General features: G+C 65.7%; 21 protein-coding genes. 7 read left to right on the top strand and 14 right to left on the bottom strand.

Translation table 11 applies throughout. The annotated features are described in order from the left end of the window. Positions 1-8 precede the first annotated feature (8 nt). From OKW29_RS26390 to OKW29_RS26380, 3 genes are read left to right on the top strand one after another with little or no spacing between them, the layout of a single operon-like run. Entirely contained in the window at positions 9-1,175 is a 1,167-nt protein-coding gene (locus OKW29_RS26390) for an ABC transporter ATP-binding protein (protein ID WP_184022680.1), read from the top strand. Next, positions 1,172-2,104 (top strand): ABC transporter permease subunit, encoded by a 933-nt coding sequence (locus OKW29_RS26385; protein WP_184056787.1) that lies wholly within the window; start codon positions 1,172-1,174, stop codon positions 2,102-2,104. The genes OKW29_RS26390 and OKW29_RS26385 overlap by 4 nt, the downstream gene beginning before the upstream one ends. Further along, the gene (locus OKW29_RS26380; protein WP_429293187.1) at positions 2,101-2,919 is read left to right on the top strand and encodes an ABC transporter permease subunit; all 819 of its coding nucleotides are present in this window, start codon (positions 2,101-2,103) and stop codon (positions 2,917-2,919) included. Before OKW29_RS26385 ends, OKW29_RS26380 begins: the two co-directional genes overlap by 4 nt. A 247-nt stretch (positions 2,920-3,166) precedes the next feature. Here the strand turns inward: OKW29_RS26380 and OKW29_RS26375 are convergent, their stop codons facing one another. Beyond that, positions 3,167-4,654: a flavin-containing monooxygenase gene (locus OKW29_RS26375; RefSeq protein WP_429294939.1), complete on the bottom strand. Its 1,488-nt coding sequence runs from the start codon at positions 4,652-4,654 to the stop codon at positions 3,167-3,169. Between the two features lie 130 nt (positions 4,655-4,784). On the opposite strand from OKW29_RS26375, the gene OKW29_RS26370 reads away from it, so the two are divergent. Beyond that, complete coding sequence (locus tag OKW29_RS26370; RefSeq protein ID WP_429293186.1) at positions 4,785-5,453, top strand: TetR family transcriptional regulator; 669 nt, start codon at positions 4,785-4,787, stop codon at positions 5,451-5,453. A gap of 93 nt (positions 5,454-5,546) precedes the next feature. Here the strand turns inward: OKW29_RS26370 and OKW29_RS26365 are convergent, their stop codons facing one another. From OKW29_RS26365 to OKW29_RS26350, 4 genes are all read right to left on the bottom strand, one after another. Beyond that, positions 5,547-6,731, bottom strand: a complete 1,185-nt coding sequence (locus OKW29_RS26365; protein WP_429293185.1) for a tetratricopeptide repeat protein — start codon at positions 6,729-6,731, stop codon at positions 5,547-5,549. 161 nt (positions 6,732-6,892) lie between these two features. After that, positions 6,893-7,573: a PspA/IM30 family protein gene (locus tag OKW29_RS26360; RefSeq protein WP_429293184.1), complete on the bottom strand. Its 681-nt coding sequence runs from the start codon at positions 7,571-7,573 to the stop codon at positions 6,893-6,895. A gap of 478 nt (positions 7,574-8,051) precedes the next feature. Continuing rightward, positions 8,052-8,738 (bottom strand): hypothetical protein, encoded by a 687-nt coding sequence (locus OKW29_RS26355; RefSeq protein ID WP_429293183.1) that lies wholly within the window; start codon positions 8,736-8,738, stop codon positions 8,052-8,054. Positions 8,739-9,143: 405 nt separating this feature from the next. Beyond that, positions 9,144-9,299, bottom strand: a complete 156-nt coding sequence (locus OKW29_RS26350) for a hypothetical protein (RefSeq protein ID WP_429293182.1) — start codon at positions 9,297-9,299, stop codon at positions 9,144-9,146. Here OKW29_RS26350 and OKW29_RS26345 point away from each other — a divergent pair. Further along, complete coding sequence (locus OKW29_RS26345; RefSeq protein WP_429293181.1) at positions 9,298-11,799, top strand: penicillin-binding protein 1A; 2,502 nt, start codon at positions 9,298-9,300, stop codon at positions 11,797-11,799. The two genes, OKW29_RS26350 and OKW29_RS26345, sit on opposite strands and share 2 nt — an antisense overlap. A 205-nt stretch (positions 11,800-12,004) precedes the next feature. On the opposite strand, the gene OKW29_RS26340 is transcribed toward OKW29_RS26345, so the two are convergent. From OKW29_RS26340 to OKW29_RS26330, 3 genes are read right to left on the bottom strand one after another with little or no spacing between them, the layout of a single operon-like run. Further along, positions 12,005-13,582, bottom strand: a complete 1,578-nt coding sequence (locus tag OKW29_RS26340) for an efflux transporter outer membrane subunit (RefSeq protein ID WP_429293180.1) — start codon at positions 13,580-13,582, stop codon at positions 12,005-12,007. Positions 13,583-13,584: 2 nt separating this feature from the next. Further along, entirely contained in the window at positions 13,585-16,713 is a 3,129-nt protein-coding gene (locus OKW29_RS26335) for an efflux RND transporter permease subunit (protein WP_429293179.1), read from the bottom strand. Beyond that, positions 16,710-17,858 (bottom strand): efflux RND transporter periplasmic adaptor subunit, encoded by a 1,149-nt coding sequence (locus tag OKW29_RS26330; RefSeq protein WP_429293178.1) that lies wholly within the window; start codon positions 17,856-17,858, stop codon positions 16,710-16,712. Before OKW29_RS26330 ends, OKW29_RS26335 begins: the two co-directional genes overlap by 4 nt. A gap of 218 nt (positions 17,859-18,076) precedes the next feature. On the opposite strand from OKW29_RS26330, the gene OKW29_RS26325 reads away from it, so the two are divergent. Next, entirely contained in the window at positions 18,077-18,694 is a 618-nt protein-coding gene (locus tag OKW29_RS26325; protein WP_187630409.1) for a TetR/AcrR family transcriptional regulator, read from the top strand. A gap of 85 nt (positions 18,695-18,779) precedes the next feature. Here OKW29_RS26325 and OKW29_RS26320 read toward each other — a convergent pair whose 3' ends face one another. Continuing rightward, a complete protein-coding gene (locus OKW29_RS26320; protein ID WP_187618438.1) occupies positions 18,780-18,992 on the bottom strand; it encodes a hypothetical protein in 213 nt (70 codons plus the stop codon). A gap of 270 nt (positions 18,993-19,262) precedes the next feature. On the opposite strand from OKW29_RS26320, the gene OKW29_RS26315 reads away from it, so the two are divergent. Then, on the top strand, positions 19,263-20,327 hold the full coding sequence (locus OKW29_RS26315; protein WP_429293177.1) for a LysR family transcriptional regulator: 1,065 nt from the start codon (positions 19,263-19,265) through the stop codon (positions 20,325-20,327). A 36-nt stretch (positions 20,328-20,363) separates the two neighbouring features. Here OKW29_RS26315 and OKW29_RS26310 read toward each other — a convergent pair whose 3' ends face one another. The 5 genes from OKW29_RS26310 to OKW29_RS26290 form a co-directional block, all read right to left on the bottom strand. Then, positions 20,364-20,594 (bottom strand): DUF2795 domain-containing protein, encoded by a 231-nt coding sequence (locus OKW29_RS26310; protein WP_184022698.1) that lies wholly within the window; start codon positions 20,592-20,594, stop codon positions 20,364-20,366. Positions 20,595-20,786: 192 nt separating this feature from the next. Further along, the gene (locus OKW29_RS26305; RefSeq protein WP_184003891.1) at positions 20,787-21,041 is read right to left on the bottom strand and encodes a hypothetical protein; all 255 of its coding nucleotides are present in this window, start codon (positions 21,039-21,041) and stop codon (positions 20,787-20,789) included. 216 nt (positions 21,042-21,257) lie between these two features. Further along, positions 21,258-22,595 carry a C45 family autoproteolytic acyltransferase/hydolase gene (locus OKW29_RS26300; RefSeq protein ID WP_429293176.1) on the bottom strand — a complete coding sequence of 446 codons (1,338 nt, stop codon included), beginning with the start codon at positions 22,593-22,595 and terminating at the stop codon, positions 21,258-21,260. 142 nt (positions 22,596-22,737) lie between these two features. After that, positions 22,738-24,471, bottom strand: a complete 1,734-nt coding sequence (locus OKW29_RS26295) for a ClcB-like voltage-gated chloride channel protein (protein WP_184066030.1) — start codon at positions 24,469-24,471, stop codon at positions 22,738-22,740. 112 nt (positions 24,472-24,583) lie between these two features. Continuing rightward, entirely contained in the window at positions 24,584-25,321 is a 738-nt protein-coding gene (locus OKW29_RS26290) for a glutathione S-transferase (RefSeq protein WP_429293175.1), read from the bottom strand. Positions 25,322-25,512: the final 191 nt, after the last annotated feature.

Raw genomic sequence — 25,512 nt, 5'->3', positions numbered from 1 at the left:
GCATTATGATGAGTAGTGACCAGCCGGGCGCGCTGGCCGGGACGGCCGTGCCGTCGACGGGCTCGAACGCCGTGACGGGAGACGCAGCGGAGCAGTTCATCCAGATCGTCGATGTCGTGAAGAAGTTCGGCGAGACCGTCGCGGTCAAAGGGGTCAATCTGACGGTGAAGAAGGGCGAGCTGTTCGCGCTGCTCGGCAGCTCGGGCTGCGGCAAGTCGACCCTCCTGCGCATGATGGCCGGGCTCGAAACCGTGACGTCGGGCAAGATCCTGATCGATGGCGAAGATCTCGCGCAACTGCCGCCGTATCGCCGGCCGGTCAACATGATGTTCCAGTCGTACGCGCTCTTTCCGCACATGACGGTCGAGGCGAACGTCGCGTTCGGCCTCAAGCAGGAAGGTGTGCCGAAGGCCGAGCTGAAAGATCGCCTGCACAACGCGCTCGAACTCGTGCAGATGGGCCGCTTCGCGAAGCGCAAGCCGCATCAGCTGTCGGGCGGGCAGCAGCAGCGCGTTGCGCTCGCGCGCTCGCTCGTCAAGCGGCCGAAGCTGCTGCTGCTCGACGAGCCGATGTCGGCGCTCGACAAGCAGATCCGCCAGCGCACGCAGATCGAGCTCGTCAACATTCTCGACCAGGTCGGCGTCACCTGCATGATGGTCACGCACGATCAGGAGGAAGCGATGACGATGGCCAACCGCCTCGCCGTGATGAGCGAAGGCCAGATCGTGCAGCTCGGCACGCCGCATGAAGTCTACGAGTACCCGAACAGCCGTTTCTCGGCGGAATTCATCGGCTCGACCAATCTGTTCGAAGGCCGCACGGTCGAGGACGAGCCCGATCACGTGTTCATCGAAACGCCGGATCTGACGTGCCATTTGCACGTCAATCACGGCATCACCGGTCCGCTAGGCATGCCGGTGACGATCTCGGTGCGCCCCGAACGCATCGCCCTCACGCGTAAGCCGCCGGAGGGCGCCTACAACTGGGGCAGGGGCGTCGTCACGAATATCGCGTACATGGGCGGCTATTCGCTGTATCACGTGAAGCTCGACGGCGGCAAGACCGTGATCGCGAACGTGACGAGCCTGGCGCTCACTGAAATCGATCCGCCATCCTGGGGCGACGAAGTCTACGTGCGCTGGAGCGCATCGGCCGGCGTGGTGCTGACGTCATGAAAGAGGCGCTTTCGTCGTTTTTCGCGTGGCCCGTGCGGCGTCTGAAGTTCAGGGGACGCACCGCGGTGGTGGCGGGGCCGTTCATCTGGCTGCTGCTGTTCTTCCTCGTGCCGTTCCTGCTGGTCGTGAAGATCAGCTTCGCCGATTCGCAGCTCGGCATTCCGCCGTACACGCAGCTCGTCACCTTCGCGGAAGGCGCGCTGCACATCACGCTGGATCTGTCGCACTACGCGTTTCTGTTGACCGACAGCCTGTACTTCGCGACCTATGTGAATTCGGTCGTGGTCGCGGCGATTTCGACCGTGCTGTGTCTGCTGATCGGCTATCCGATGGCGTACTACATCGCGCGCTCCAATCCGGCCACCCGCAATCTGCTGATGATGGCCGTGATGCTGCCATTCTGGACCTCGTTCCTGATCCGCGTGTACGCATGGATCGGCATTCTGAAGAACAACGGGCTGCTGAATAACTTCCTGATGTCGGTCGGCTTGATCCATTCGCCGATCGAGCTGTATCACACGAACACGGCGGTCTATATCGGCATGGTCTATTCGTACCTGCCGTTTCTCGTGATGCCGCTGTACGCGCATCTCGTGAAAATGGACCTGACCTTGCTGGAAGCCGCCTACGACCTCGGCGCGAAGCCGTGGAAGGCGTTCTGGCAGATCACGCTGCCGCTGTCGAAGAACGGCATCATCGCGGGCTGTCTGCTGGTGTTCATTCCGGCGGTCGGCGAGTACGTGATTCCTGAGCTGCTCGGCGGCGCGAACACGCTGATGATCGGCCGCGTGATGTGGAATGAGTTCTTCGACAACGCCGACTGGCCGATGGCGTCCGCCGTCACATGCGCGATGGTGTTGCTGCTGCTGGTGCCGATGGCGCTGTTCCAGCATGCCCAGGCGAAGGCATTGGAGGAGGGCCGCCAATGAAGCCGAATCGCATGCTGCAGCTGATCGCTCTGGGCGTCGGCTTTCTGTTTCTGTATATCCCGATCGTCAGCCTCGTCGTGTATTCGTTCAACGAATCGCAACTGGTGACGGTGTGGACGCGCTTCTCGACGCGCTGGTACGCGGCGCTGTTGCAGGACGGCGAGCTGATCACGTCGGCGTGGCTGTCGCTGCGTATCGGCCTGCTCACGGCGTTCGCGTCGGTGATCATCGGTACGTGGGCCGGCTTCGTGCTCGCGCGTATGGGGCGCTTTCGCGGCTTCACGCTGTACACCGGCATGATCAACGCGCCGCTGGTGATCCCCGAAGTGATTCAGGGCATCTCGCTGTTGCTGCTGTTCATCGAAATGGCGCGCTGGATCGGCTGGCCGGCCGAACGCGGCATCTTCACGATCTGGATCGGTCACGTGATGCTGTGTATTTCGTACGTCGCGATCATCGTGCAATCGCGCGTGCGCGAACTGCATCCGTCGCTCGAGGAAGCCGCGCTCGACCTCGGCGCGACACCGCTGCGCGTGTTCTTCTTCGTCACGCTGCCGCTGATCTCACAGGCGCTGGTGGCGGGCTGGCTGCTGTCGTTCACGCTGTCGATCGACGACCTGGTGCTGTCCGCGTTCCTGTCGGGTCCCGGTTCGACGACCTTGCCGCTCGTCGTGTTCTCGCGCGTGCGACTTGGTCTGAACCCGGAGATGAATGCGCTCGCGACGCTGTTCATCGCGGTCGTCACGGTCGGCGTCGTCGCGGCGAACTTCTTCATGCAGCGCGCGGAGCGCAGGCGGGCCGTGATGGCGGTTTGAGCTTGCGCGACGCGCGGGCATCGCGCGCCACGCGTGACCGAACTGGAAATCGCGGCACTCACTTCTTCTGACGATAGCGATGATCGAGTCCCTTCTGCGCGTGCTGGACTGGCAACCGCTCTATCGGCTGTGGGAACTGATCGTGATCATCGTGAAGTTTCTGTGGGAGCTGTTGCAGTTGCTGAGCGGTGGCGGGTAACGAATGCGCCGGCCCATGCCCGCGGCGCCGGATTGCCATTGTGCGGACTCAACGCGCGAAGCGGTAATCCTGCGGCCGCACGCGGCGCGTACGCTTGCGAAAGCTGAACGTGAAGCCGGGCCAGATCGCGGTGACTTTGCCGCTCTGCGTCTGATACCAGCTGCGGCAGCCGCTCGTCCACACCGCGTGCCGCATCTCCTGTTGCAAACGCGTGTTGAAATCGCGCTGCACGTCGGCGCGCAAGGTCATCGTGCGCGCATTCTGTTTGCGCAGCACGCGCAGGCAATCGCCGATATATCGCAGTTGCGACTCGATCATGTAGATCATCGAGTTATGGCCGAGCCCCGTGTTCGGGCCGACGATCATGAAGAAGTTCGGGAAGTTCGCGATGCTCGTGCCGAGATAGGCCTCGGGGCCATCGCGCAGCCATAGCGTGCTGAGGTCGGTGCCGTCGAGGCCGGTCACTTCGAACGGCGCGGGCACGTCGTTGACCTGGAAGCCGGTGCCGCAGATGATCGCGTCCGCGTGGTGGTGCACGCCGTCGTCGGTCACGATGCCATCCGCGACGATCTCGCGGATACCGCTCGTCACGACGTCGACGTTCGGCTGACAGACGGCCGGGTAATAGTCGCTCGACAGCAGCACGCGCTTGCAGCCGAGCCGGTAGTTCGGCGTGAGCTTCGCGCGCAGCGCCGGGTCCTTGACGCGTCGCTGCAGATAGCTGAGACCGAACTTCATCGGCATCTTCATCAGCTTCGGATTGACGACGAACGCGATCCCACGCGACTCGAGCTGCCAATAGATCGGGCTGCGAACGAAGCGCTGCGTGAACGGCAGCGTACGGAACAGCCATTGCGCGCGCAGGCCGATCGGCTTATCGCGCTTCGGCATCACCCACGGCGCGGTGCGCTGGAACAGAGCCAGATGCGCGACGCGCGGCTGGATTTTCGGCACGAACTGGATCGCGCTCGCGCCGGTGCCGATGACCGCGACGCGTTTGCCGTCGAGCGGATAGGCGTGATCCCAGCGCGCCGAATGGAACAGCTTGCCCTCGAAACGTTCGATGCCGGCGATGCGCGGCAGCGCGGGACGCGACAGCGGACCGTTCGCGGCGATCAGCACGTCGGCCTCGACGATTTCGCGCGCGCCGTTCGTGTCGAGCTCGACGAGCCAGATCTGCCGCGCTTCGTCGAAGCGCGCGGCGCTCACTTTCGCATTGCAACGCACGTAGCGATCGACGCCGTACTTGCGCGCGCAGTGCTGCAGATACGCGAGAATTTCGGCCTGGCTGCTGAACGAGCGCGACCACGCCGGATTCGCCTCGAACGAGAACGAATAGAGATGCGAGGGGACATCGCAGGCCGCGCCGGGGTAGGTATTGTCACGCCACGTGCCGCCGATGCCGCTCGCGGCCTCATAGATCGTAAACGACGTGATGCCCGTTTGCTGCAGACGGATGGCCATGCCGATGCCGGCAAAGCCACTGCCGACGATCGCAATGCGCAGCGCGCTGGACTCGCGCGGCGCGACGGGCAGGGGCGAAATCGCGCGTCTACAGCTGTCTACACACGGCTTAACGCGCAGGGTAGACAACTGTACACATCGCGTCAAGATCGTTTAGAGTGCAGCTATTAAACGCGCATACCGCGCGACGATTGAACGCACGATGACGACCGTCCCCGAAGCAGCGTCCGTCGCCGGCCCGGAGTTGCCGCCCGGCAAGCGCAAACTGATCGAAGCCGCGCTGCGGTTGACCGCCGGCGGCCGCAGTTTCGCGAGCCTCGGCTTGCGCGAGCTCGCACGCGAGGCGGGGCTCAATCCGAACACGTTCTACCGCCATTTCAGCGCGCTCGACGAGCTTGCGCATGAAGCCGTCGCCTCGGTGAGCCGACGGCTTCGGCCGATGCTGCGGCGCGAGCGCTGGCTCGCCGCGCACGACGAACCGCACAGCGTGCCGCGGCGCGCGTGCGTCGCGTTTTTCGCGTTCGCGCTCGCGAACCGCGAGGCGTTCCTGAGCGCGCTGGCCGAATACCACGGCACGTCGCCGGCTTTGCGCGAAGCGGTGCGCGCGAACCTGCACGAGGTGTCGGCGGAGATGGCGGACGACGTCGTGCAGCTCGAATTGATGCCGCGACTCGCGCGCGAGACCGTCGACGAAGTCTGCACGCAGATCGTGCTGCAACTGTTTCATCTATCCGCTGAATACATCGATGCGAACGGCGCGCGCCGCGACGCATTGATCGATTACGCGGAACGTTTCATCGTGCGGCTGTTTGCGGGAGCGGCCGTGCTCGCGCAGCACGAGGGTAGCCAGGCGGAGTCGGCGCGGGCCTGACTTGAACGAAGGCGGTACACAAAACCGGCAGGCAAAAAACAGGCTCCGCGAAGGAGCCTGTCTTTTCATTCGACGCGGATCGATCGGGTTCGATCAGGTATCGGTCCAACCGCCGGAATCGTCGTTGCTGCCCATGTCGATGCCGCCGCCGCTGCCGTCATCGTTCCAGTCGTTCGAACCCTGACCGAAGTCGAGGCCGCCGCCGTTTCCGCCGTCGTCGCCGCGCCGGCGCAGTTCGTCGGGGTCGACGACCACGTCGCGCTCGACTACGCGGTCACGCCCATGACTGAGCGCCTCGCCAAGCAGCACGCCGGTCAGCAGGCCGCCCATGCCGCCACCCATGCCACCGCCTTGCTGCACGATGACCTGCGGTTGCTGCTGATAGGGACCCTGTTGCGGATAAGGCGGTTGCGGGTTGCCGAAGCGCTCGGCTTCCTGCGCGTACGTCGATTGCTGAGCGCTGCCCACGGACGCAGCGGTCGGATCGGGCCGGCCGTCGGCGCGCGCGCGCAGGCTCGCGATGCGCTGCTCGAATTCGTCGAGTGCATAGGGCGGCAGCGGATTCTTGCCGTTCGACAGCGTTTCGACGGCGCCGCGCAACTGTTCTTCGGTCGCTTCGACGTCTTTCTCGAGCAACTCGTGACCCGGCGCGGTGGATAGCTTCACGTCGAGCTTGATCGAACGCACCGTGTTGAGCATGTCGGTGGCGCGCTTCAATTGCGCGCGGCGGTCCTCGTCGGCGCGCGTGTCTTCCTGGCTGCGCGCGCGGCGCAAGGTCCAGCGCAGTACGAGCGCGATCACCGCGATCAGAACAATGATACCGATCCACATACCCACCCCCGGACCATGCCGTTGTTGCGCTTGCGATATCATCGCCGACTGTTGCTGCACAGCAGGCGCATTCTGCTGCGCGAACGGATTCGCGGCGTGACGGGTGACGTTGCCGCCCGCGCGTTCCGCGTCGCGGCGCAGGCGCGCTTCGGTTTGCGCGAAGCGGCTCGGGTCGGTGAAGCGGATCTGCGGATCGAGCGTCTTTGCCTGTTGGAGCTGCGCGAGCGCTTCGGCGGAACGGCCTTCGCGATCGAGCACCTGGGCGTACAGATAGTGCGCGTGTGCGTTGTTCGGATGCGCTTGCAACACTTCGGTGAGGCCGGCGTCGGCCTGCTGCCAGTTGCCCTGCGACATCGCCGATTCGATTTGCTGGGCGCTCGGCACCGCGAACGCCGCGGCCGACACGAGCAGCAGCGAAGCGAAGGCGGTTGCGAAAAGTTTTTTCATTTGCGGACCGGGCGGGGCGCGCCCGTCTCCATCAGTCGATTGCGGTGGCTGCCTGTGGCGGCCGGTATGCCGGTCCGTTCAGAAGCGAGCGCACCGGCATGTACTGCTACTGCTGTCATTGCTGCGTGTACTTGCTGCGAGGAAGTACACGCATCCAGCACTTACTGCGCCGGCGTATTGAGCTGCTTCTTCAGCGCTTCGAGCCGATCGTCGACGGACGGGCCGCGGTTCAGATCCGCGAGCTTGTCGTCGAGCGCCTTGCCGCTTTTCTCGTCGGCGGAGTTCAGACGTGCGTCGGAACGCGCGTTCGACAGCGCGACTTTATCTTCGAGCTTCTGGAAATCCTCGGACAGGTTCTTGCCGCCGATGCCGCCGAGTGCGGTGGCCGCGGTATCTTTCGCCTGCGCGATCTGCTCCTTGGCTTGCAGGATGTTCGAGCGCGCGTTCAGGTCGTTGCGGCGCGTGCGCATGTCCTCGATCTGGCTCTTCAGTTGCGCGACCGACGGCTCCAGCGAAGTCAGTTCTTTGGTCAGCGCATCGCGTTCGGCTTCGGCCGTGGCCTGCGCGCCGAGCGCTTCACGCGCGAGCGCTTCGTCGCCGGACTGCAGCGCACGGCGAGCACCGTCTTCATACTTCTTCGCCTTGTCCGCGGCAACATCGCGCTTGCTTTGCTGGGTGGCGACCTGCGCCTGAATCTCGATCAGCGAGTTTTCGGCCTTGCCGATGCTGTCGTCGAGTTCGCGCACGATCTGGCGCGAGTCGCGCGACGGATCCTGCACCGAATCGGCCGCATCGTTCAAAAGACCTTTGAGCGTGCGCGAAATGCTGTCAAAAAGCGACATGAAAACCTCCAGAGAATGTGAGCGGCGCCGACGATGCGTGCGCGCCTGACTGCCTTGAACTACTGCTACTTTACGCCGCCGTGCGCCACGCGGCGCAACGTTCGGACCGGAGTTCGGGGCGCACTTGCCAATTGCAATAGCGCGGTCCGTTTTTGTTGAGGCGCAATGCCGGTCGAGGATTGCCTCGATGATGGAAAGCCGCGATGGGCATGGACTTGACGGCGGATCATGGACTTGACGGCGGATATTACACCACCGGCTGTCTTAAAGATGGCTTAATCGATGCGGCTTCCCGAAGGCTCGAACGATGCGCGAAAAGCCGCTGTTTGCGGGTGTGGGCGGGCGTTACCGAGCGGCGTTTCACGCAGGTGTCACCGATGTAACGAGATGCAACGGGGACTCGTTGCGTACGCTCGCCTGCTCGCTCGGATGCAGTGATTGCGGCTCGGTGCGCAGTAATTTTCCGTCACGCTTTGCGTCACGCGAAACGGCCGCCTTCGGCGCTCGGGTCGCTGTGCGGTTCGTCGTCGTCGGAGTCCTGGTCGTTGGGACGGCGCTTGAGTGAGTTGCGCAGACGCGCCGACGTGCCGGGCAGCTGTTTCGACGCGGCGTTGTCGATAGCGTCCGCTTCGGCGTTTTCCGCATTTTCGGCGGCTCGTGCTGCCGTCAGACGCGCGACGGCTTCGGCGGTGGCCGCGGCCTGTTCGTCCTGCTCGGCGGCGAGCGCGGCGGCGACGCCCGCGGGAAGCAGCGGGGCGGGGGCATCCACAGCGTCGGTCACGGGAGCGGGGCGACCGGCTTGCTGCATCGAGGGCGAATCCACGGCCTCGGCCGCGCCGGAAGCCGCGCTTGCCGCGCCAGCAGCCGCCGGAGCCGCCGCGTCTTTCTCATCCGCTTGCAGCGCTACCGGCAGCGCGGCGCGCGCATAGCGCGTACCGCGTGCGACGCGCTGCAGCGCCGCGTTCAGCGGATCGGGCGCGCGCGGCGCGCGCAGCCGGTCGACGATGCTCGCGGCCTTGACCTGCTCGCTGGTCGCGCCGAAGCTAAGCACCGCGCGCCGCATCAGTTCACTCACGCTGATGCCCAGATCCTCGGCAGTCGCGGTGATCGCACGTTTCTGCGCGGTCGTGACGAATACGACGATGCGCTCACTGGGCTTGGACATGATCGACTCGCAGTCTTGTTAGCGTGGGCGGATCGGCGCGTGCCTTCGGATACGGTGTCGGAACCCGTCATCGGAACTGCCGTTGGATCCCGCCGTTGGGGTCCCCGTCACGCGCATCGAGGGACGCGCGCGGGGTTCATCATATGACGAGTTGCGCCGCCACGGAACAAGCGCGGTGCGAAAATCCCGTGGCATCAATGAGTTGTAGTGTTTGCGGCCGGTTTGTCCACAGCCCTTTCAACAGAAAATGTTGATAACCCCGCATAAGCTGCGCGTCGCGCGCACGCTGCAATGCGCGCTGCGCGAAATTACAGACCCTTACCAGGAAAAGTCGGCCGGCAAAGGGAATTCTTACAAAAAAACTGCCTTGGACCGCTGCCGATTTCTTTAAAATGTGCTGTTACGTTACGCCGGACATGGTCCGAGGCGTGCCGTGCGGCCGGCCGGGGGCAAGGTCCGCAGGGCGGCGTACGTCCCGGCCAGGATGTCGAACACGACCCATGCGCGCGCCGCGAGCGCGTGCAGACAGGCGCGCAGTTGCGGGCCCATTATTCCAGTCATGCCAATCATCAAACGACCGCATTCCTCGAACTCTCCGGCCGGTGAAGACCGGGACTCCCACCAACGCACCCCTGGACGCAATGCCGCTTCGCGCGAGCCCGAGCGCGGCCGTCGATCGATCGGCGCGTCGCTCGTGCTGTGGTTCTTCGGCCTGATCGCGACCTTCGTCGTGGTCGGGGCGCTGATCGTCGGCTATGCGCTCGTCGTGATGGGGCCGCAATTGCCGTCGCTCGACGCGCTGACCGACTATCGCCCGAAAGTGCCGCTGCGCGTCTACACCGCCGATCACGTGCTGATCGGCGAATTCGGCGAGGAGCGGCGCAGCCTCGTTCGCTTCCAGGACATCCCCGACCAGATGAAAAAAGCGGTGCTCGCGATCGAGGACTACCGCTTTTACGAACACGGCGGCGTCGACTTCGTCGGCATCCTGCGCGCCGGTTTCGCCGACCTTGCGCATGGCGGCGCGTCGCAGGGCGCGAGCACGATCACGATGCAGGTCGCGCGCAACTTCTTCCTCTCCAGCGAGAAGACGTACACGCGCAAGATCTACGAGATGCTGCTCGCGTACAAGATCGAGCGCGCGCTGACGAAAGACCAGATCCTCGAGCTGTACATGAACCAGATCTATCTGGGCGAGCGCGCGTACGGCTTCGCCGCGGCCGCGCGCGTGTACTTCGGCAAGGACCTGAAGGACCTCACGCTGGCCCAGGCCGCGATGCTCGCGGGCCTGCCGAAGGCGCCGTCCGCGTATAACCCGGTCGTCAATCCGAAGCGCGCGAAGATCCGTCAGGAGTACATTCTGCGACGCATGCTCGAGCTGAACTACATCACGCAGCAGCAGTACGACCAGGCCGTGAAGGAAGAGATTCACACGAAGAATCCGGGCAACGAGTACAGCGTGCACGCCGAGTACGTCGCCGAAATGGTGCGGCAGATGATGTACGCGCAGTACAAGGACGAAACCTATACGCGCGGCCTGAACGTGACCACCACGATCGATTCCGCCGATCAGGACGCCGCGTATCGCGCGGTGCGCAAGGGCGTGATGGACTACGAGCGGCGCCACGGCTATCGCGGACCGGAAGGCTTCGTGCAGTTGCCCGAGGCGGGCGACGACCGCGACCAGACGATCGACGACGCGCTGACCGATCACCCGGACAACGGCGAGATCATCGCCGGCGTGGTGACGGACGCGAGCGCGAAGCAGGTGGCCGCGCAACTGGTCGACGGCACCCAGGTGACGGTGTCGGGCGACGGCCTGCGCTTCGTCGCCGCGGCGCTGAGCCCGCGCGCGAACGCGACGCTGCGCATCAAGCCGGGTTCGATCGTGCGCCTCGTCGCCGACGACAAGGGCAACTGGCAGATCACGCAGCTGCCGCAGGTCGAGGGCGCGCTCGTGTCGCTGACGCCGCAGGACGGCGCGATCCGCGCGCTGATCGGCGGTTTTGACTTCAACAAGAACAAGTTCAACCATGTAACGCAAGCGTGGCGGCAGCCGGGTTCGAGCTTCAAGCCGTTCATCTATTCGGCGGCGCTCGACAAGGGGCTCGCACCGGCGACGATCATCAACGACGCGCCGCTGTACTTCCCGCCGAGCACGCCGGGCGGCGACGCGTGGGAGCCGAAGGACGACGACCAGCCTGATGGTCCGATGTCGATGCGCCTCGCGCTGCAGAAGTCGAAGAACCTCGTGTCGATCCGCATCCTGTCGTTCATCGGCACCAGGTACGCGCAGGACTTCGTCACGCAGCGCTTCGGCTTCGACGCCGACAAGACCCCGCCGTATCTGCCGATGGCGCTGGGGGCGGGCCTCGTCACGCCGCTGCAATCGGCGGGCGCGTACTCGGTGTTCGCGAACGGCGGCTACCGGATCAATCCGTATCTGATCAACGAAGTGACCGACGCGCGTGGCGTGGCGATCTCGCGCGCGCAGCCGCTCGTCGCTGGGCACGACGCACCGCGCACGCTCGAGCCGCGTAACGCATACATCATGAACAGCCTGTTGCACTCGGTCGCGACCGCGGGTACGGGCGCGGGCACCAACGTGTTGAAGCGCTCGGACCTGCAGGGCAAGACCGGCACGACCAACGACGCGAAGGACGGCTGGTTCGCCGGCTATCAGCAGTCGCTGGTGGCGGTCGCGTGGATGGGCTACGACCAGCCGAAGAGTCTCGGCAGCCGCGAATTCGGCGCGCAGCTCGCGCTGCCGATCTGGGTCGAGTACATGCAGCGCGCGCTGCGCGGTGTGCCACAGGCCGAGCCGCAGCAACCCGACGGTGTGACGGTGATGAACGGCGAGCTGTTCTTTACCGACAAGTTGCCGGGGCAAGGCTTCGTCGCGAGCATCGGTCTCGATTCGGGCAATCCGATGGCCGGCGCGACCGATGCGGTGGGCGGGGTCGGCCCGGCGGGCATGACGCCGCCGGTGGTGCCGCCGCCGAGCGTGTCGACGACCGAGAAGAAGCAGATCATGGATCTGTTCGAGTCGAACAAGCCTTGATGTCTCGGATGGCGGGTGCGCGGGGGGCCGCGGATTCTTAAGCGATACGGGCACCGGCCCGCTCTCGCCGCATGCCGTCATGTCAGCGGCGAAACACCTCGACGCGAGGCACATCGTCGGAAAAAGCGGACTGAAGTGCCCACTCCTCGTAGCGTTTCGCGCCGGCAAGATGTTCCGATAACTTCATGGTCAGATCATCCGAGATTTAGTTGGATGTCACCGTGTTCGTCGTCCCAACCGATGCAGGCGCAGAAGCCGAAGTCGCCGCAGCCGATGATGCGCCTGCCTGATCAACCAGCGGATTCCCCATCGCCTGAAACAACGCCGCCGTATCCGTCAGCCGCGCGCTCATATAGCGGATCTCATCGAGCTGCGCGTTGCGCCATTGCTGCTCGCTCGAACGCGTCGCGGCGACGGGCAGCGCGCCGAGCCGATAGCGCGCCGAGGTCTCGTTGAACACACCCTGTGCCGAACGCGCGGCGACGTTCGCGGCGTCGAGCGACTGCGCGTCGTGCTCGAGTGAGGCGAGCGTGTCGGCGACGTTCTGAAACGCGGCCAGCACAGTCTGTTTGTACTGCGACACGCTCGCTTCGTACGTGTGCTGCGCCGCGCGGCGCTGCGCGAGCAGCGCGCCGCCATGAAACAGCGGTTGCGACAGCGACGCGCCGATGCTCCAGATGGCCCCCGCACCGGACATCGCGACCGGCCAGCTAAACCCGCCTTGTCCCATCGATGCCGACAGCGACAGACTCGGGAACATCTGCGCGGTGGCGACGCCGACATCGGTCGCAGCGGCCTTCAGCGCGGCGTCGGCGGCCTCGATGTCAGGCCGCGTGCGCAGCAATTCCGACGGCACGACGACCGGGACCTTCTCCGGCACATGCAACTGCGCGAGATCAATGTCGTCCGGCGCGGCATCGGGCGTGCGGCCGAGCAGCACCGCGAGCGCGTGACGCGTAGTGAGCCACTGCTGCTTCAGCGCCGGCAGACTTGCCGACACGCTCGCCGCGCTCTGCTGCGCGTTCAGCAGATCGGCATGCGATACCGCGCCGAGCGCGAAGCGCCGCTCGGTATCGCGTGCCTGATCGTTGGCGAGGACCACGAGCCGCTCGGTCGTGTCGATCTGAGCATGCAGCGCGGCGCTCGTGATCGTCGCGGTCACGATGTTCGCGGCGAGCGCGCGCCGCGCCGCCTCGAGCTGGTAGACCTGCACGTTCACGCGCGCGGCGAGCGCCGCGTTCGCGAGACGCGCGGCGCCGAACAGATCGAACGTGTAGTGCGCCTGCAACTGACCGACGAACACGTTGTACAGAAACGTGTTCGGTCCGATCTCGGGGATCGCGAGCGCGCGATTGCGGGTGACCTGGCCGCCGGCGTCGATGGTCGGCAGCAGCGAGCTGCCGACCTGCGCGCGCAATTGCTCGCGCGCGGCGGAGAGACTGCGGTCGGTCGCGTCGAGCGTCGGACTATTGCGCAGGCCTTCGTCGACGAGCGCGTTCAGCGCATCCGAGCGGTACAGCTTCCACCATTCGGGCACCGGCTGCGCGCCGGTCACGAACTGCTGCGTGACGCCCTGCGCGGGCACGGTTTGCGTCGGTAGCGGCTCGGCACCGTAGTGCGCGGGCTGCGGCATCGCGGGCGCGTCGCCGTTCGGTCCGAACGAGCAGGCGCCGAGCATGCAGGTGATGCTGGCGATGCTGGTGGCAAGCGTGGTACGGGCCAGCGCGTCGAAGCGCGCGCGGCGGTGGCGGGAGAGGGCAGGAATAGTCGTGCTTGTGCTCATGCTCAGTTACCCGTGTGCGTGGCGCCGGCACCGGACGGCGTCTGCGGCTCGCGCTCGTCGGCGCGTACGCGGAACGACGCGGCGTACAACGCGGGCAGATAGAACAGCGTGAGGATCGTCGCGCTCGTGATGCCGCCCATCAGCGCGCTCGCCATCGGCCCGAAGAAGTTCGAGCGCAGCAGCGGGATCAGCGCGAGCACGGCGGCCGCGGCGGTCAGCGTGATCGGCCGGAAGCGCCGCACGGTCGCGCCGACGATCGCATCGAAGCGCTTGTGCCCCGACGCAATGTCCTGCTCGATCTGATCGACGAGAATCACCGAGTTGCGCATGATGATGCCGAACATCGCGATCACGCCGAGCATCGCGACGAAGCCGAACGGCTGGCCGAACAGCAGCAAGGTGAGCACGACGCCGATCAGGCCGAGCGGCGCGGTCAGCACGACCATCAGCACGCGCGCGAAGCTTTGCAGTTGGATCATCAGCAGCGTGAGCACCGCGATCACCATGATCGGAATCTGCGCGTTGATCGAGGTTTGACCCTTGGCGCTTTCCTCGACGGAGCCGCCAATCTCGATCCGGTAGCCGACCGGCAGCGTCGCGCGGATCGGCGCGAGCGCGCGGTCCACCGCGTGCGTGACGTCGATGCCTTGCGCGCCGGCCGACACGTCCGACTGCACGGTGATGGTCGGCTGACGGTTGCGTTCCCAGATCACGCCGTATTCGAGGTCGTTGCGCAGATGTCCGAGCGTGCCGAGCGGCACCGGGCCGTTGGGCGTCGGCATCGCGAGCGTGGTCAGCCGCGACGGGTCGACGCGTTCGGCGCGCGGCGCGCGCAGATCGACGCTGATCAGCTTGTCGCGCTCCCGATACTGCGTGACCGTGTAGCCGGACATCGTCATCGCGAGGAAGCTGGCGATGTCTTCGGACGTCACGCCGAGCTCGCGCGCGCGTTTCTGGTCGATCTCGAAGCGCACCGAGCGCTCGGCGGGTTCGTCCCAGTCGAACTGCACGTTGCGCGTGCCGCGATTGGCGCGCATCGTCGCGGCGACGCGTTCGGCGATCGAGCGCACGGTCGCGATGTCGTCGCCGCTCACGCGGAACTGCACCGGATAGCCGACCGGCGGCCCGTTCTCGAGGCGCGACAGGCGCGTGCGGATCGCCGGGAAGTTGTTGAGCAACTCCGGTTCGAGCCACTGCGCGAGCTTCTCGCGATCCTTGACCGACTTCGCGGTGATCACGAACTGTGCGAAGTTCGGCTGCTGCAATTGCTGATCGAGCGGCAGATAGAAGCGCGGCGCGCCGGTGCCGACGAAGCTGATTGAGTGATCGATTTCAGGCCGCCCTTTGAGAACCTGTTCGAGGCGCTGCGCCTGGCGCAGCGTTGCATCGAACGACGCGCCTTCGGGCAGCCGCACATCGACCAGCAACTCCGGCCGGTCCGAGCTCGGGAAGAATTGCTGCGGCACGAGCGAGAAGCCGGCCATCGCGAGCACGAACAGCAGCACGGTGATCGCGAGCACGACGAAGCGCCGCTCGATGCACCAGCCGATCCAGCCGCGCAAACGCGTGTAGAAGCGCGTGTCGTAGATGTCATGTTCGTGATCGTCAGGCTCGTGCGCATGGCGCCTGCGCTCGGGCAGCATGTGATAGCCGAGCAGCGGAATCAGCACGACCGCCGCGAGCCACGACGCGATCAGCGCGATCGCCGACACCTCAAAGATCGAGCGCGTGTACTCGCCGGTGCTCGACTTCGCGAGCGCGATCGGCAGGAAGCCGGATACGGTGACGAGCGTGCCGGTCAGCATCGGAAACGCGGTGCTGGTGTACGCGAAGGCCGCGGCGCGCGTGCGGTTCCAGCCTTGCTCGAGCTTCACCGACATCATTTCGACCGCGATGATCGCATCGTCGACGAGCAGGCCGAGCGCGAGCACGAGTGTGCCGAGCGATACCTTGTGCAGGCCGATATCGAACAGGTACATGCACAACGCGGTGACCGCGAGCACCACCGGAATCGAGATCACGACCACCATGCCGGTGCGCACGCCGAGCGACACGAGGCTCACGATCAGCACGATCGCGACCGCTTCGGCGACCGCTTCGAGGAAGTCGTTGACCGAGCGCGCGACCGCGTGCGGCATGCTCGATACTTCGACGAGATTCAATCCGGCGGGCAGCGCGGCGCGCAGTTGCGTCATCTGCTGATCGAGCGCGCGGCCGAGGCGGATCACGTCGCCGCCCGGCTGCATCGTCACGCCGATGCCGAGTACGGGTTTGCCGCCGAAGCGCATCTGTGTGACGACCGGGTCGTCGTAGCCGCGCTTGATCGTCGCGATGTCGCCGAGACGGAGCGTGCGGTTGTTGATGCGGATCAGCGTGTCGGCGAGCGCGCCCACGTCGTTGAACTGGCCGCTCGGGCGCACGAACACGCGGTCGTCCGTGGTGGTCAGCGTACCCGCGGGAGCGATCGTGTTCTGCGCGTTGATCGCCTGCCCAAGCTGTTGTGGCGAGATGCCGAGACGCGTCAACTGCGTGTTCGCGATCTCGATGTAGATGTGCTGATCGGGATCGCCGAAATAGTCGACCTTGCCGACGCCCGGCACGCGCAGCAGCACCGAGCGTAGCTGGTCCGCGTAATCGTGCAGTTGCGCGGCGGAAAAGCCGTCGCCTTCGAGCGTGTAGATGTTGGTGTAGACGTCGCCGAATTCGTCGTTGAAGAACGGGCCCTGGATGCCCGGCGGCAAGGTCGACGCGATGTCGCCGACTTTCTTGCGCACCTGGTACCACGTCTCGGGCACCTGGCTCACCGGCGCCGAGTCCTTCATCGTGAAGAAGATCAGCGATTCGCCGGGACGCGAGTAGCTGCGCACGAAATCGATGTACGGCGTTTCCTGCAGCTTGCGGCCGATGCGATCGGTCAGCTGCTCCTGCACCTGGCGCGCGGTGGCACCCGGCCAGAACGTGCGGATCACCATCACGCGGAACGTGAAGGGCGGGTCTTCCGACTGCGCGAGCCGCGTGTAGGCGAGGATGCCGAACGCGGTGGCGAGCGCGATCAGGAATACGACCAGCGCCTGATGACGCAGCGCCCACGCGGACAGATTGAAGCGTCCTTCTTCGTGCGACGTGCTCATGAAGCGAAGTCCTCGGGATGCAGCGGCGCGATCGCGCGAACTTTCTGGCCGGCGCTCACGGTGTGCACGCCCTGCAGCACGACGCTTTCGCCATCTTTCAGGCCATCGCTGACGACGAACGTGCGCTCGTAGTAGCGCGTGACGGTCACGCGACGCAGCTCGAGCGTGTTGTCCGCGGCGCGCACGACCCACACGGCCGGTTCGCGCCCCTCGTGAAACAGCGCGGTGACCGGCAGCGTGAACACGCCGCGCTGAGCGGCCGCCGCGGCGAGCGGCACGGCCGGCGTGACGTCGGCGGTCATGCCGAGGCGCACGTCGGCGCCGGCATCGAGCAGGGTCAGACGCGCGCGCCAGGTGCGGCTCTGCGGATCGGCGGCCGGCGACAGCTCGCGCACGCGTGCGCCGAGCTTGCGGCCCGGCAGCGCGGCGAGCGTGACGCTCGCGTTCTGGCCGACCGCGAATGCGGCGAGCGCGCTTTCGGGCACGTCGCACAGCACGTCGACGTCGCCGCTCCACGCGAGGTTGTAGACGGCCTGACCCGCCGACACGTTCTGGCCCGTGTCCGCCTGTTCAGCCGTGATGACGCCCGCATGACCGGCGACGAGCGTCGTGTACTGCAGCTGGTTCTTCGCGAGTGCCGCCTGCTGCTGCGCCTGATCGCGCTGCGCGAGCGCGGACGCGTAGGCGTTGGTGGTCTGTTCGAGCTGCGCGGGCGCGATCAGGTTTTCTTTGGCCTGCGCCCTGTCGCGTTCGAGCTGCTGCTGCGCATAGACGAGGTTGTGCTGCGCGGCGTCGAGCTGCGCCTGCGTGCTCGCGGCGTTTTTCTGCGCATCGGCCGGGTCGAGCAGCGCGACGACTTCGCCGCTTTTCACCGTGTCGCCGAGCCGTACCCGCCGCTCGATGATCTTGCCGGCGACGCGGAACGACAGCGGCGTCGAGTAGCGCGCCTGCACTTCGCCGGGCAGCGACGCCGCCTGCAGCGCGTGGCCGTCCGCATGCACGGCGAGCGCGACCACCGGGCGCGGCGCGGGCGCCGCGGCTTCCTTCTTCGAGCAGGCCGCGAGCGCTAGCACGCCTGCCAGCGCCAGCGCGCAGGTCTGCCTGGAGAAACCGCGGTGAGAGGATGGGGGAGACTGCTGGCGCATCGCTGACGATGCGGGAGAACCGGGACGCTTCACAATTACCCCAACTGGAGACAGCGAACGAACACGGCAAGCCGCGCGGCCCGCCAGCGAAGACCCGCATGCCGCGTCATGCTAATGGCATACAGGGATGGCTTTGAATGAAGAGATGAATTCTAATACACTCATGTATCTGAATGTATAGATGGATTTGAATTCTTTTGGGTGCTAGGCTTGCGGCCATGAAACGTCAAAGACTGACAAGAGAGCAGAGCAAGGACCAGACGCGGGAGCGGCTGCTCGATGCCGCGCAGGCAATTTTCATGAAGAAGGGCTTCGTCGCGGCGAGTGTCGAGGACATCGCGGCGGCGGCTGGCTATACACGCGGCGCGTTCTATTCGAACTTCCGCAGCAAGACCGAGCTGTTTCTGGAGCTATTGCGGCGCGATCACGAAGCGATGCAGGCGGGCCTGCATGCGATCTTCGAAAGCGCGGCGTCGCGCGAGGAGATGGAGGCGCGCGTGCTGCGCTACTACAGCTCACTGCATCGCGAGAACAAGCGTTTTCTGTTGTGGGTCGAGGCGAAGCTACTGGCGGTGCGCGACGGCCGTTTCCGGCTGCGCTTCAACGCGTTCATGCACGAAAAGATCGAACAGTTGAGCGCCTATGTGCGCGAGTTCTCGGAGCGCGTGGGCACGCCGATGTCGATGCCGCCCGAGCAACTCGCGATCGGCCTGATGGGTCTGTGCGACGGCGTGCAGTTCTTCTACACGGTCGATCCGCAGAATGTGCCGGCGGAGATGGCCGAAACGGTGCTGGCGGGGTTTTTCTCGCGCGTGGTGTTCGGGCGCGATGCGTAACGGTAGGCGTTGAGCCTGGAGGCGCAGATGCGCGAATGCGCGACCCGGAGGGATCGCGCATCAGATACGGTTCAAGGCGGAAAAATCATTCGACCGGCAGTTGCGCGCAGGCCTCGGCGGCGGGCGCCGCGCACGCGAACGCGTATTGGCCGCTGGCGTCGAGGAATTTTTCCCCGGCGTGCAGGGCAACCTTGATATCGGGGCAGCGCTCGTAACCGATATAGGCCGAGCTCGCGGCGGCCGACCAGCAAACCAGCGAAAACGCGATCTTTTCCAGCAGACGAAAACGATGTGGCATGGCGGTGTAGCGGTAACTTTCTTTGGCCGCCATCTTACCAGCAAACTAGGGTTTATACCTAGCTAAAATCCACGATAGACGTCGTAATAGTGGCGCGATGGACACGCCGCGCCGAATCTGACCGGAATGTCATGTCTGGGTCAGGGTTGGGACATGTCCTATCGCTAGAATCGGTTGCGTTGGGCGGACCCGCGCGCGCCCATGCGGCGCGGGTCGACACAGGCGGCAACGGTTGCGCCGGCCCGGCTTTACCGAGGCAGGAGTCGTCCCATGAATCAACTGCAGTCGATGCGCGTGTTCGTCAAGGTGGCGGACCTCGGCAGTTTCGTCGGCGCGTCGGGCGCGCTGGATGTGTCCACCGCGGTCGTCACGCGGCACGTCGCGGATCTCGAAGCGCGGCTCGGCACGCGACTGCTGAACCGCACCACCCGCCGTCTTTCGCTGACCGAATCCGGCGCGACCTATCTGGAGCGCGTACGCCACATCCTCGCCGATCTCGAAAGCGTCGAGCAGATGGTGGTGGCGCGCAATCACGAGCCGGTCGGCACGCTGCGCATCGTCGCGCCGGTCGTGTTCGGATTGCACAGTCTCGCGCCGGTCGTGCAGTCGTACGCGGCGCGCTATCCCGACGTCGTGCCCGACGTCACGCTCGCCGACCGCCACGTCGATCTGGTCGAAGAGGGCTTCGACGTCGGCATCCTGGCTGCGCGGCACATGCGCAGCGCGAGCATCGTCACGCGGCGGTTGACGACCGGCTACATGACGGTTTGCGCGACGCCCGAGTATCTGGCGCAACACGGCACGCCGAAGCGCCCCGAGGATCTGCTCAGGCATTCGTGCCTGAGCAGGCCGGCCGAGCAGGGCGGCGAGGAGCGCCTGTTCAATGGGCCGGACGGCGAAGTGCGGGTGCGGCCGACCAACGCGATCGCGGCGAACAACGCCGAGATGCTGCGGCAGTTCGCGCTGCTCGGCATGGGCGTGGCGATCCTGCCGAGCTACCTGATCGGCCGTGATCTGACGGCGGGGCGGCTCGTGCGTCTGCTCGACGCATACAGTCTGCCGCCCATCGAAATCACGATTGCGTATCCGAGCCGGCTGCATCTGCCGGCGAAGGTGCGGACGTTCATCGACCATCTGGTCGAGCATTTCCAGCCGGACAGCGCGCAGGCGCGGGATTCCCGTCGCGTGGCGCCGGTGCGGGTGGTGCCCGGGGTGAGCGGGTCCGACGCTCCGACGGCGCGCGAGATCGCCGACGAAGCGCTCGAAAACAGCCGCACGACGCGCCGTGTGACGCGGGTGGCGCGCGCGCGGATCGCGGCGTCGTCGCAGTTCTGACGTGTGAGGTGAGGCGAGGCGAGGCTGAATCCGGGTTCAGATCCCCAGGCCCGGGCCATAGTTGCCGCCGATCAGGCGCGTGACCGACTCGATGTCGACATAATCCTGCTCCGGCATACCATCGAGCATCGCCAACACCTCGTTGCTGGCGCCGGCTTCGCGCGCGGCGTCGACGAGTGCGTCCTTGTTGGTCGGGAATTCGACTTCGCTGAGAAAATCGGCGATCTGCAGATCGATCGATTCGCCGGGGATGTCCGAGGCCGTCATGGGCATGCTCCTGGTGAGCTTAAGTTAGTCACGTCGTTATTGCTGCCACGAAAAGCCAGCGCCTCGCCGCGATGAGTTTCTCGCAGTCTGTTGCAATCCCGCGCGCATCGCCGCCCCATCGTCATGACAGCCGGCGCAAACCGGGCAGGCGCGCCGTCGTAGCCGCGCCGCCGCCCGCCGTTGCGGCGGCCCTCACGTGGTCAGATGCTCGTTCTGCCCGGTCAGGCTGCGTTCCAGATGTCGGGACTTCGGCAGCGCAATATGCTCCCAGTGCTGCGGACGGCTGGCGTCGGTGCTCGACACGTCTGGGGCCGGAGGCGCGACCGGCGCGGCGTTCGCGCGTTGCGCAAGCGTGATGGAATCCGTGCTGTCCGAGGCGGTGTGAACCGGCGCGGCAAAGCACGAGGCTGACAGCGTCACCATGATTAACAGTGTCGAGGTTTTCATCGCCCGACCTCCTAAAGCTCATGCGGCGCTGACAATCGAGCAAACCCTGTGCCGTCCCGCGTCGAGAGGACGGTGCAAGCCGAGGACGGCATGGCGCTGCGCGGCCCAGGCTCCTTACCATCTTAGATGGCAAATACTGCAACGCGCGCACATTTGCGGCAAAACCGTATTGTAGGTTCCATCATGGCACGAACAGGCGCGCGCGTCCGCCATGCGCTAGCGCAGCACCTCGAAGCGCGTCCACGGCCACGACGGCCGGTCGCGCATATAGCCGTTCAGCCAGTTCCACTGCGGATGCCGCTTCATGAACGCCTGCGCGTCGAACGGCCGGCCGCACGGATGCCCCCAGCGCGCGGTGAAGGCCATCTCGCGGGCCATTTCGCTGTCGATCACCTTGCCGTCGTTCGCGCCCCACGGATTGAACGGCCCGTGATCGGTGCCGCCGAAGCGCGCGTCGTCGAGCTCCAGATGCCCGCAGATCGTGCGCGAGCACGGGTTGTCGTTGCGATCGAGATAGACGTCGTGATGATCGGCGATCATCTGCTTCGCGAGCTCGACGTCGATGCTGCCGCGATGCAGTTCCTCGAGCTGCATGAAACGCAGACGCCGCGCGCCGTTCTTGCGCACGTCGGTATAGTCCTCGCCTTCGCCGATGCATTCCTGGTTGCGGATCTTCAGATCCGTCGCGGTGTTGTAGCCGCTGTAGAAACCGTCTTTGGTGGTCTCGAAGCCCGCATAGTGCAGCCCGAGTTCGTAACGCGCGATCTCGCCGGTCTTCGTGTCGCCGAGCAGCCAGCTGTTCGCGTAGCCGCCGTTGTTCGCGAGCGAGAACATGTCGCACCATTCCTTGATGCTGTTCGCATATTGCGACGCGCGCCGCGAGCGATAGAACTCGGGCGCGCCGGCCGCGTTGTAGCCCGCGAAGTTCGAGATCGTCGTTTCGGTGATCATCAGGCCGGCCGCCGTGACCCAGAAATCGGTCAGGCTCGAGATGCAGCCCGGCAGGCCCTGCATCAGGATGCGGTTGCCGCGGTCGGGCACGATGTCGAACAGGACGTTGAACGCGTCGCCGGCCGCGTAGCGGTCCCACGAGTTGTGCGCCATCACGATGCGGCCGTCGCGCGTCGCGTTGCCGGTCGCGATGAACGCGCTGCAGTGGTGACCGCGCCGGCCGCGCCACAGTTTCGCGCCCAGATGCGGCTGCGCCTGCGCGGCGTGCGTCGGCCACCAGCTTTGCAGCAGATCCATGTAGCCGTTCCACGCGAGCACTTCGGCGAACGGCAGCTTCGCGCCGTCGGCGATGCCATGGATTTCATCGGCGAATTCGGTGTCGAGCTTGCTCGCGAACTGGCTCGTCGCGGCATTGACGAAGGTGTCGAACTCCTCGCCGGTGTCCCATTTGGCGAGATAGCGCGCGGTGCGGATCGCGTTTCTGATTTCGTCGGCGAGCAACTGGCCGTGCTGCTCGCCGCGATCGTACGGCTCGCCTTCGATATGCACGAAAATCCAGCCGGCCTGATCGCGGCGTACGGCCTCGGGGGACGGTTCGCTCATCTTCGCTCCGACGAAACGGCGGGCGCTGTCGCTGCGCCCAAGCTGGGCTCACGCGTGCCGGCCGCGTGAAGGGCCGGCGGGTCTGTCCATTGTAGAGAATCCGCGGCGCTTTGCATCGCGCCCCGCGAAGCCTTCGAAAGCTCTAGCGCGACGGACTCATGCGGAAGTACGCATCGAGCAGCGAGGTCTTGTAGACGACGCCCGCGAGCTTCGGATGCGCGGTGCTTTCGATCACCGGCAGCCGCTCGCCCTGAAACGCCATGAAGTGCTGTAACGCGATGGCGAGCGACATGTCCGGCGTCAGCACGTCGAAATGCGGCTGCAGATAATCGGCGGCGGTTTTCATCGACGTGTCGCGCCGCTCGAGCAGATCGGACGTGATGTCCTTCAGCGCGACCACGCCGAGAAACGCGCCCGAGTCGTTCGCGACGTACAGATACTTGACCGGATACTCGAGGAACACGCGCGTCATGTCGTGCACGGTCGCGTTCGGCGGCACGACGGTCTGCGCGGGGCGGATCAGCTCGCGCATCTGCGTCGCGCGCAATCGCGAGCGCTCCTGCTCCTCGCGATTGCGGCGCAGCGTGATCTCGTACATCGAGGTCTTGCCGATCGCGCGCGCGATGAAATACGCGACCACGCACGACAGCATCAGCGGCAGCACGACCTGATAGCTCAACGTCATCTCGAAGATCATCAGGATCGCCATCAGCGGCGCCTGGGTCGCGCCCGCGAGGAATGCGCCCATGCCGACCATCGCATAGGCGTAAGCGGCCGACGTCGCATGCGGCCACAACGCGTGCATGCCCTGGCCGAACAGCGAGCCGACCGCCGCGCCGACGAACAGCGTCGGCGTGAACACGCCGCCCACCGCGCCGGAGCCGGCCGTCGCCGCGGTCGCCGCGAGCTTGCAGACGAGCACCAGCAGGAGCGCGGACCATGTCCACGGCGAATGCAGGATCGAGTTCACGACGCTGTAGCCGTTGCCCCACACCTCGGGCTCCGCGACCGAAATGATGCCGACCACGAGACCGCCGAGCGCGAGCCGCACCGGCAACGCCACCGGCAGCTTGCGAAAGGCCGCCTTCGATGCGTCGAGCAGCCGCAGAAACTGCGGCGCGGCCGCGCCGCACAGCGCGCCGAGCGCGACGAACAGCAGCACCTCGGGACCGGTCACGGTCGGAAACTCCGGCATCTCGTAGGGCGGCTTGTAGCCGGCGAACTCGCGCATCGTGATGTTTGCGACGACCGCTGCGACCAGCACCGGCCCGAAGCTTTCCATCGCGATCGAGCCGAGCACGATCTCGGTCACGAAAAACGCGCCCGCGATCGGCGCGCTGTACGCGGACGTGATACCGGCCGCCGCGCCGCACGCGACGAGCAGGCGCAGCCGTGGCGGATCGAAGTGGACCCAGCGGCCGATCAGCGACGAGGCGAGCGCCGCGAGCTGCACCATCGGACCTTCACGACCGATCGAACCGCCGCTCGCGATCGTAAACAGCGACGACACGCTGCGCCACAGGCTCAGGCGCACCGGCACGACGCCGTCGCCGATCGCGACCGCTTCCATGTAGTCGGTGTGCTTGTTCGTGTCGGCGTGACGCTGCGCGATCAGCAGGAAAATGCCGGCGACGAGACCACCCGCGGCCGGCAGCCAGATGCGCATGGTCCACGGTAGGCTGCGCGCCATGTCGACGAAGCTGCCGGAGCGGCCGGCAATCGCCAGTTGCAGCAGTTCGATGCCCCTGCGAAACACGATGGTCGCCAACGCGCCGGCAATGCCGACCACGACGGCCCAGACCAGCACCGTATGGGCTTCTGAGAGGCGGAAAACGCTTTGGGCGCGGGTGCGCAGCTTCAGCAGGAATGAAAGCACGTCGTCGGTACGGGGCGTGAAGGAAGGTTGAAAAAACCGCGGCACAACAGCAGCGCGCCCGCCTCGAATGGCGGGCGCGCGGCGGCGAGCGGGCGGGGGCGGGCGGCGCGGTTCAAGCCGCCGCCTTGTCGAGTTCAGGATAGTGCCGGAAGATGCAGCTTTCGTTATGGCCGATGCGCCGGTCCGAGTCCAGATACGCGGCGATGTTCGGTCTTGCGATCACGGCGTCGTGCAGCGCGGCGAGCCGCGGATAGTGCTCACCGAAGCGCTTCAGCGCGCGCGGAAACGCGTACAGCAGACCGTCGATCAGCTGGAACATCGACAGGTCCACATAGGTCAGCGTGTCGCCGACCATGAAGCTGTCGCCGGCCGGATTCTGCGCGAGCACGCGCTCGAAGTACGACATGAACTTCGGAATCCGATGGTCGATGAAATCGTGCGCACGCACCTTCGCCGCGTCTTTCTGCTCCTCGTAGTAGAGGCCGCTCGCGACCGGATGGTGGGTGTCGTGCGCTTCGGTGACGACGTCGGCGATCGTCAGCTGCAGGCCGTTCGCGACATAGCGCAGGCTGTCCACCGCCGGCGCCAGCTTGAGCCGCGGGCCGAGATAGAACAGGATGTTGGCGGTCTGCGCGATCACCAGATCGCCGTCTTTCAGAAACGGTGGCGCGAACGGCGGATACGGCTCGTCGGGGCTTTGCATCACCGCCATCATCGCTTTGGTGCCAAGGCCCTTCGAAGGCTTGCCGCGCGCGACTTCGACATAGTCAACGGCGGCTTCCTCCAGCGCGAGCCGCACGAATTCGCCGCGGCCTTGCAGGCCATCCCAGTAGTACAGTTCCAGGCTCATCGATCGATCCTCATTCCGGTCGCCCGGACGCGTCGCGGCAAGGCGGTTTCACCGCTGCCATCGGACGTCGCGCACGGGCGGGTTGGGGGGCAAAGTTCGCAGCAACGAGTATGCCGTGTGATCGGCCCGGATGGTGCGCCAGAAAGCGCAAAACCCCGCGCGCGGCGGGGTGTCGGGGAAGGCGGGAGAGC

Origin of the sequence: Paraburkholderia sp. CI3, assembly GCF_050436505.1 — a bacterium.
Taxonomy (GTDB): domain Bacteria; phylum Pseudomonadota; class Gammaproteobacteria; order Burkholderiales; family Burkholderiaceae; genus Paraburkholderia; species Paraburkholderia tuberum.
The sequence above is the reverse complement of the archived record's forward strand: the minus strand, read 5'-3'. Positions and strand labels throughout refer to the sequence as shown.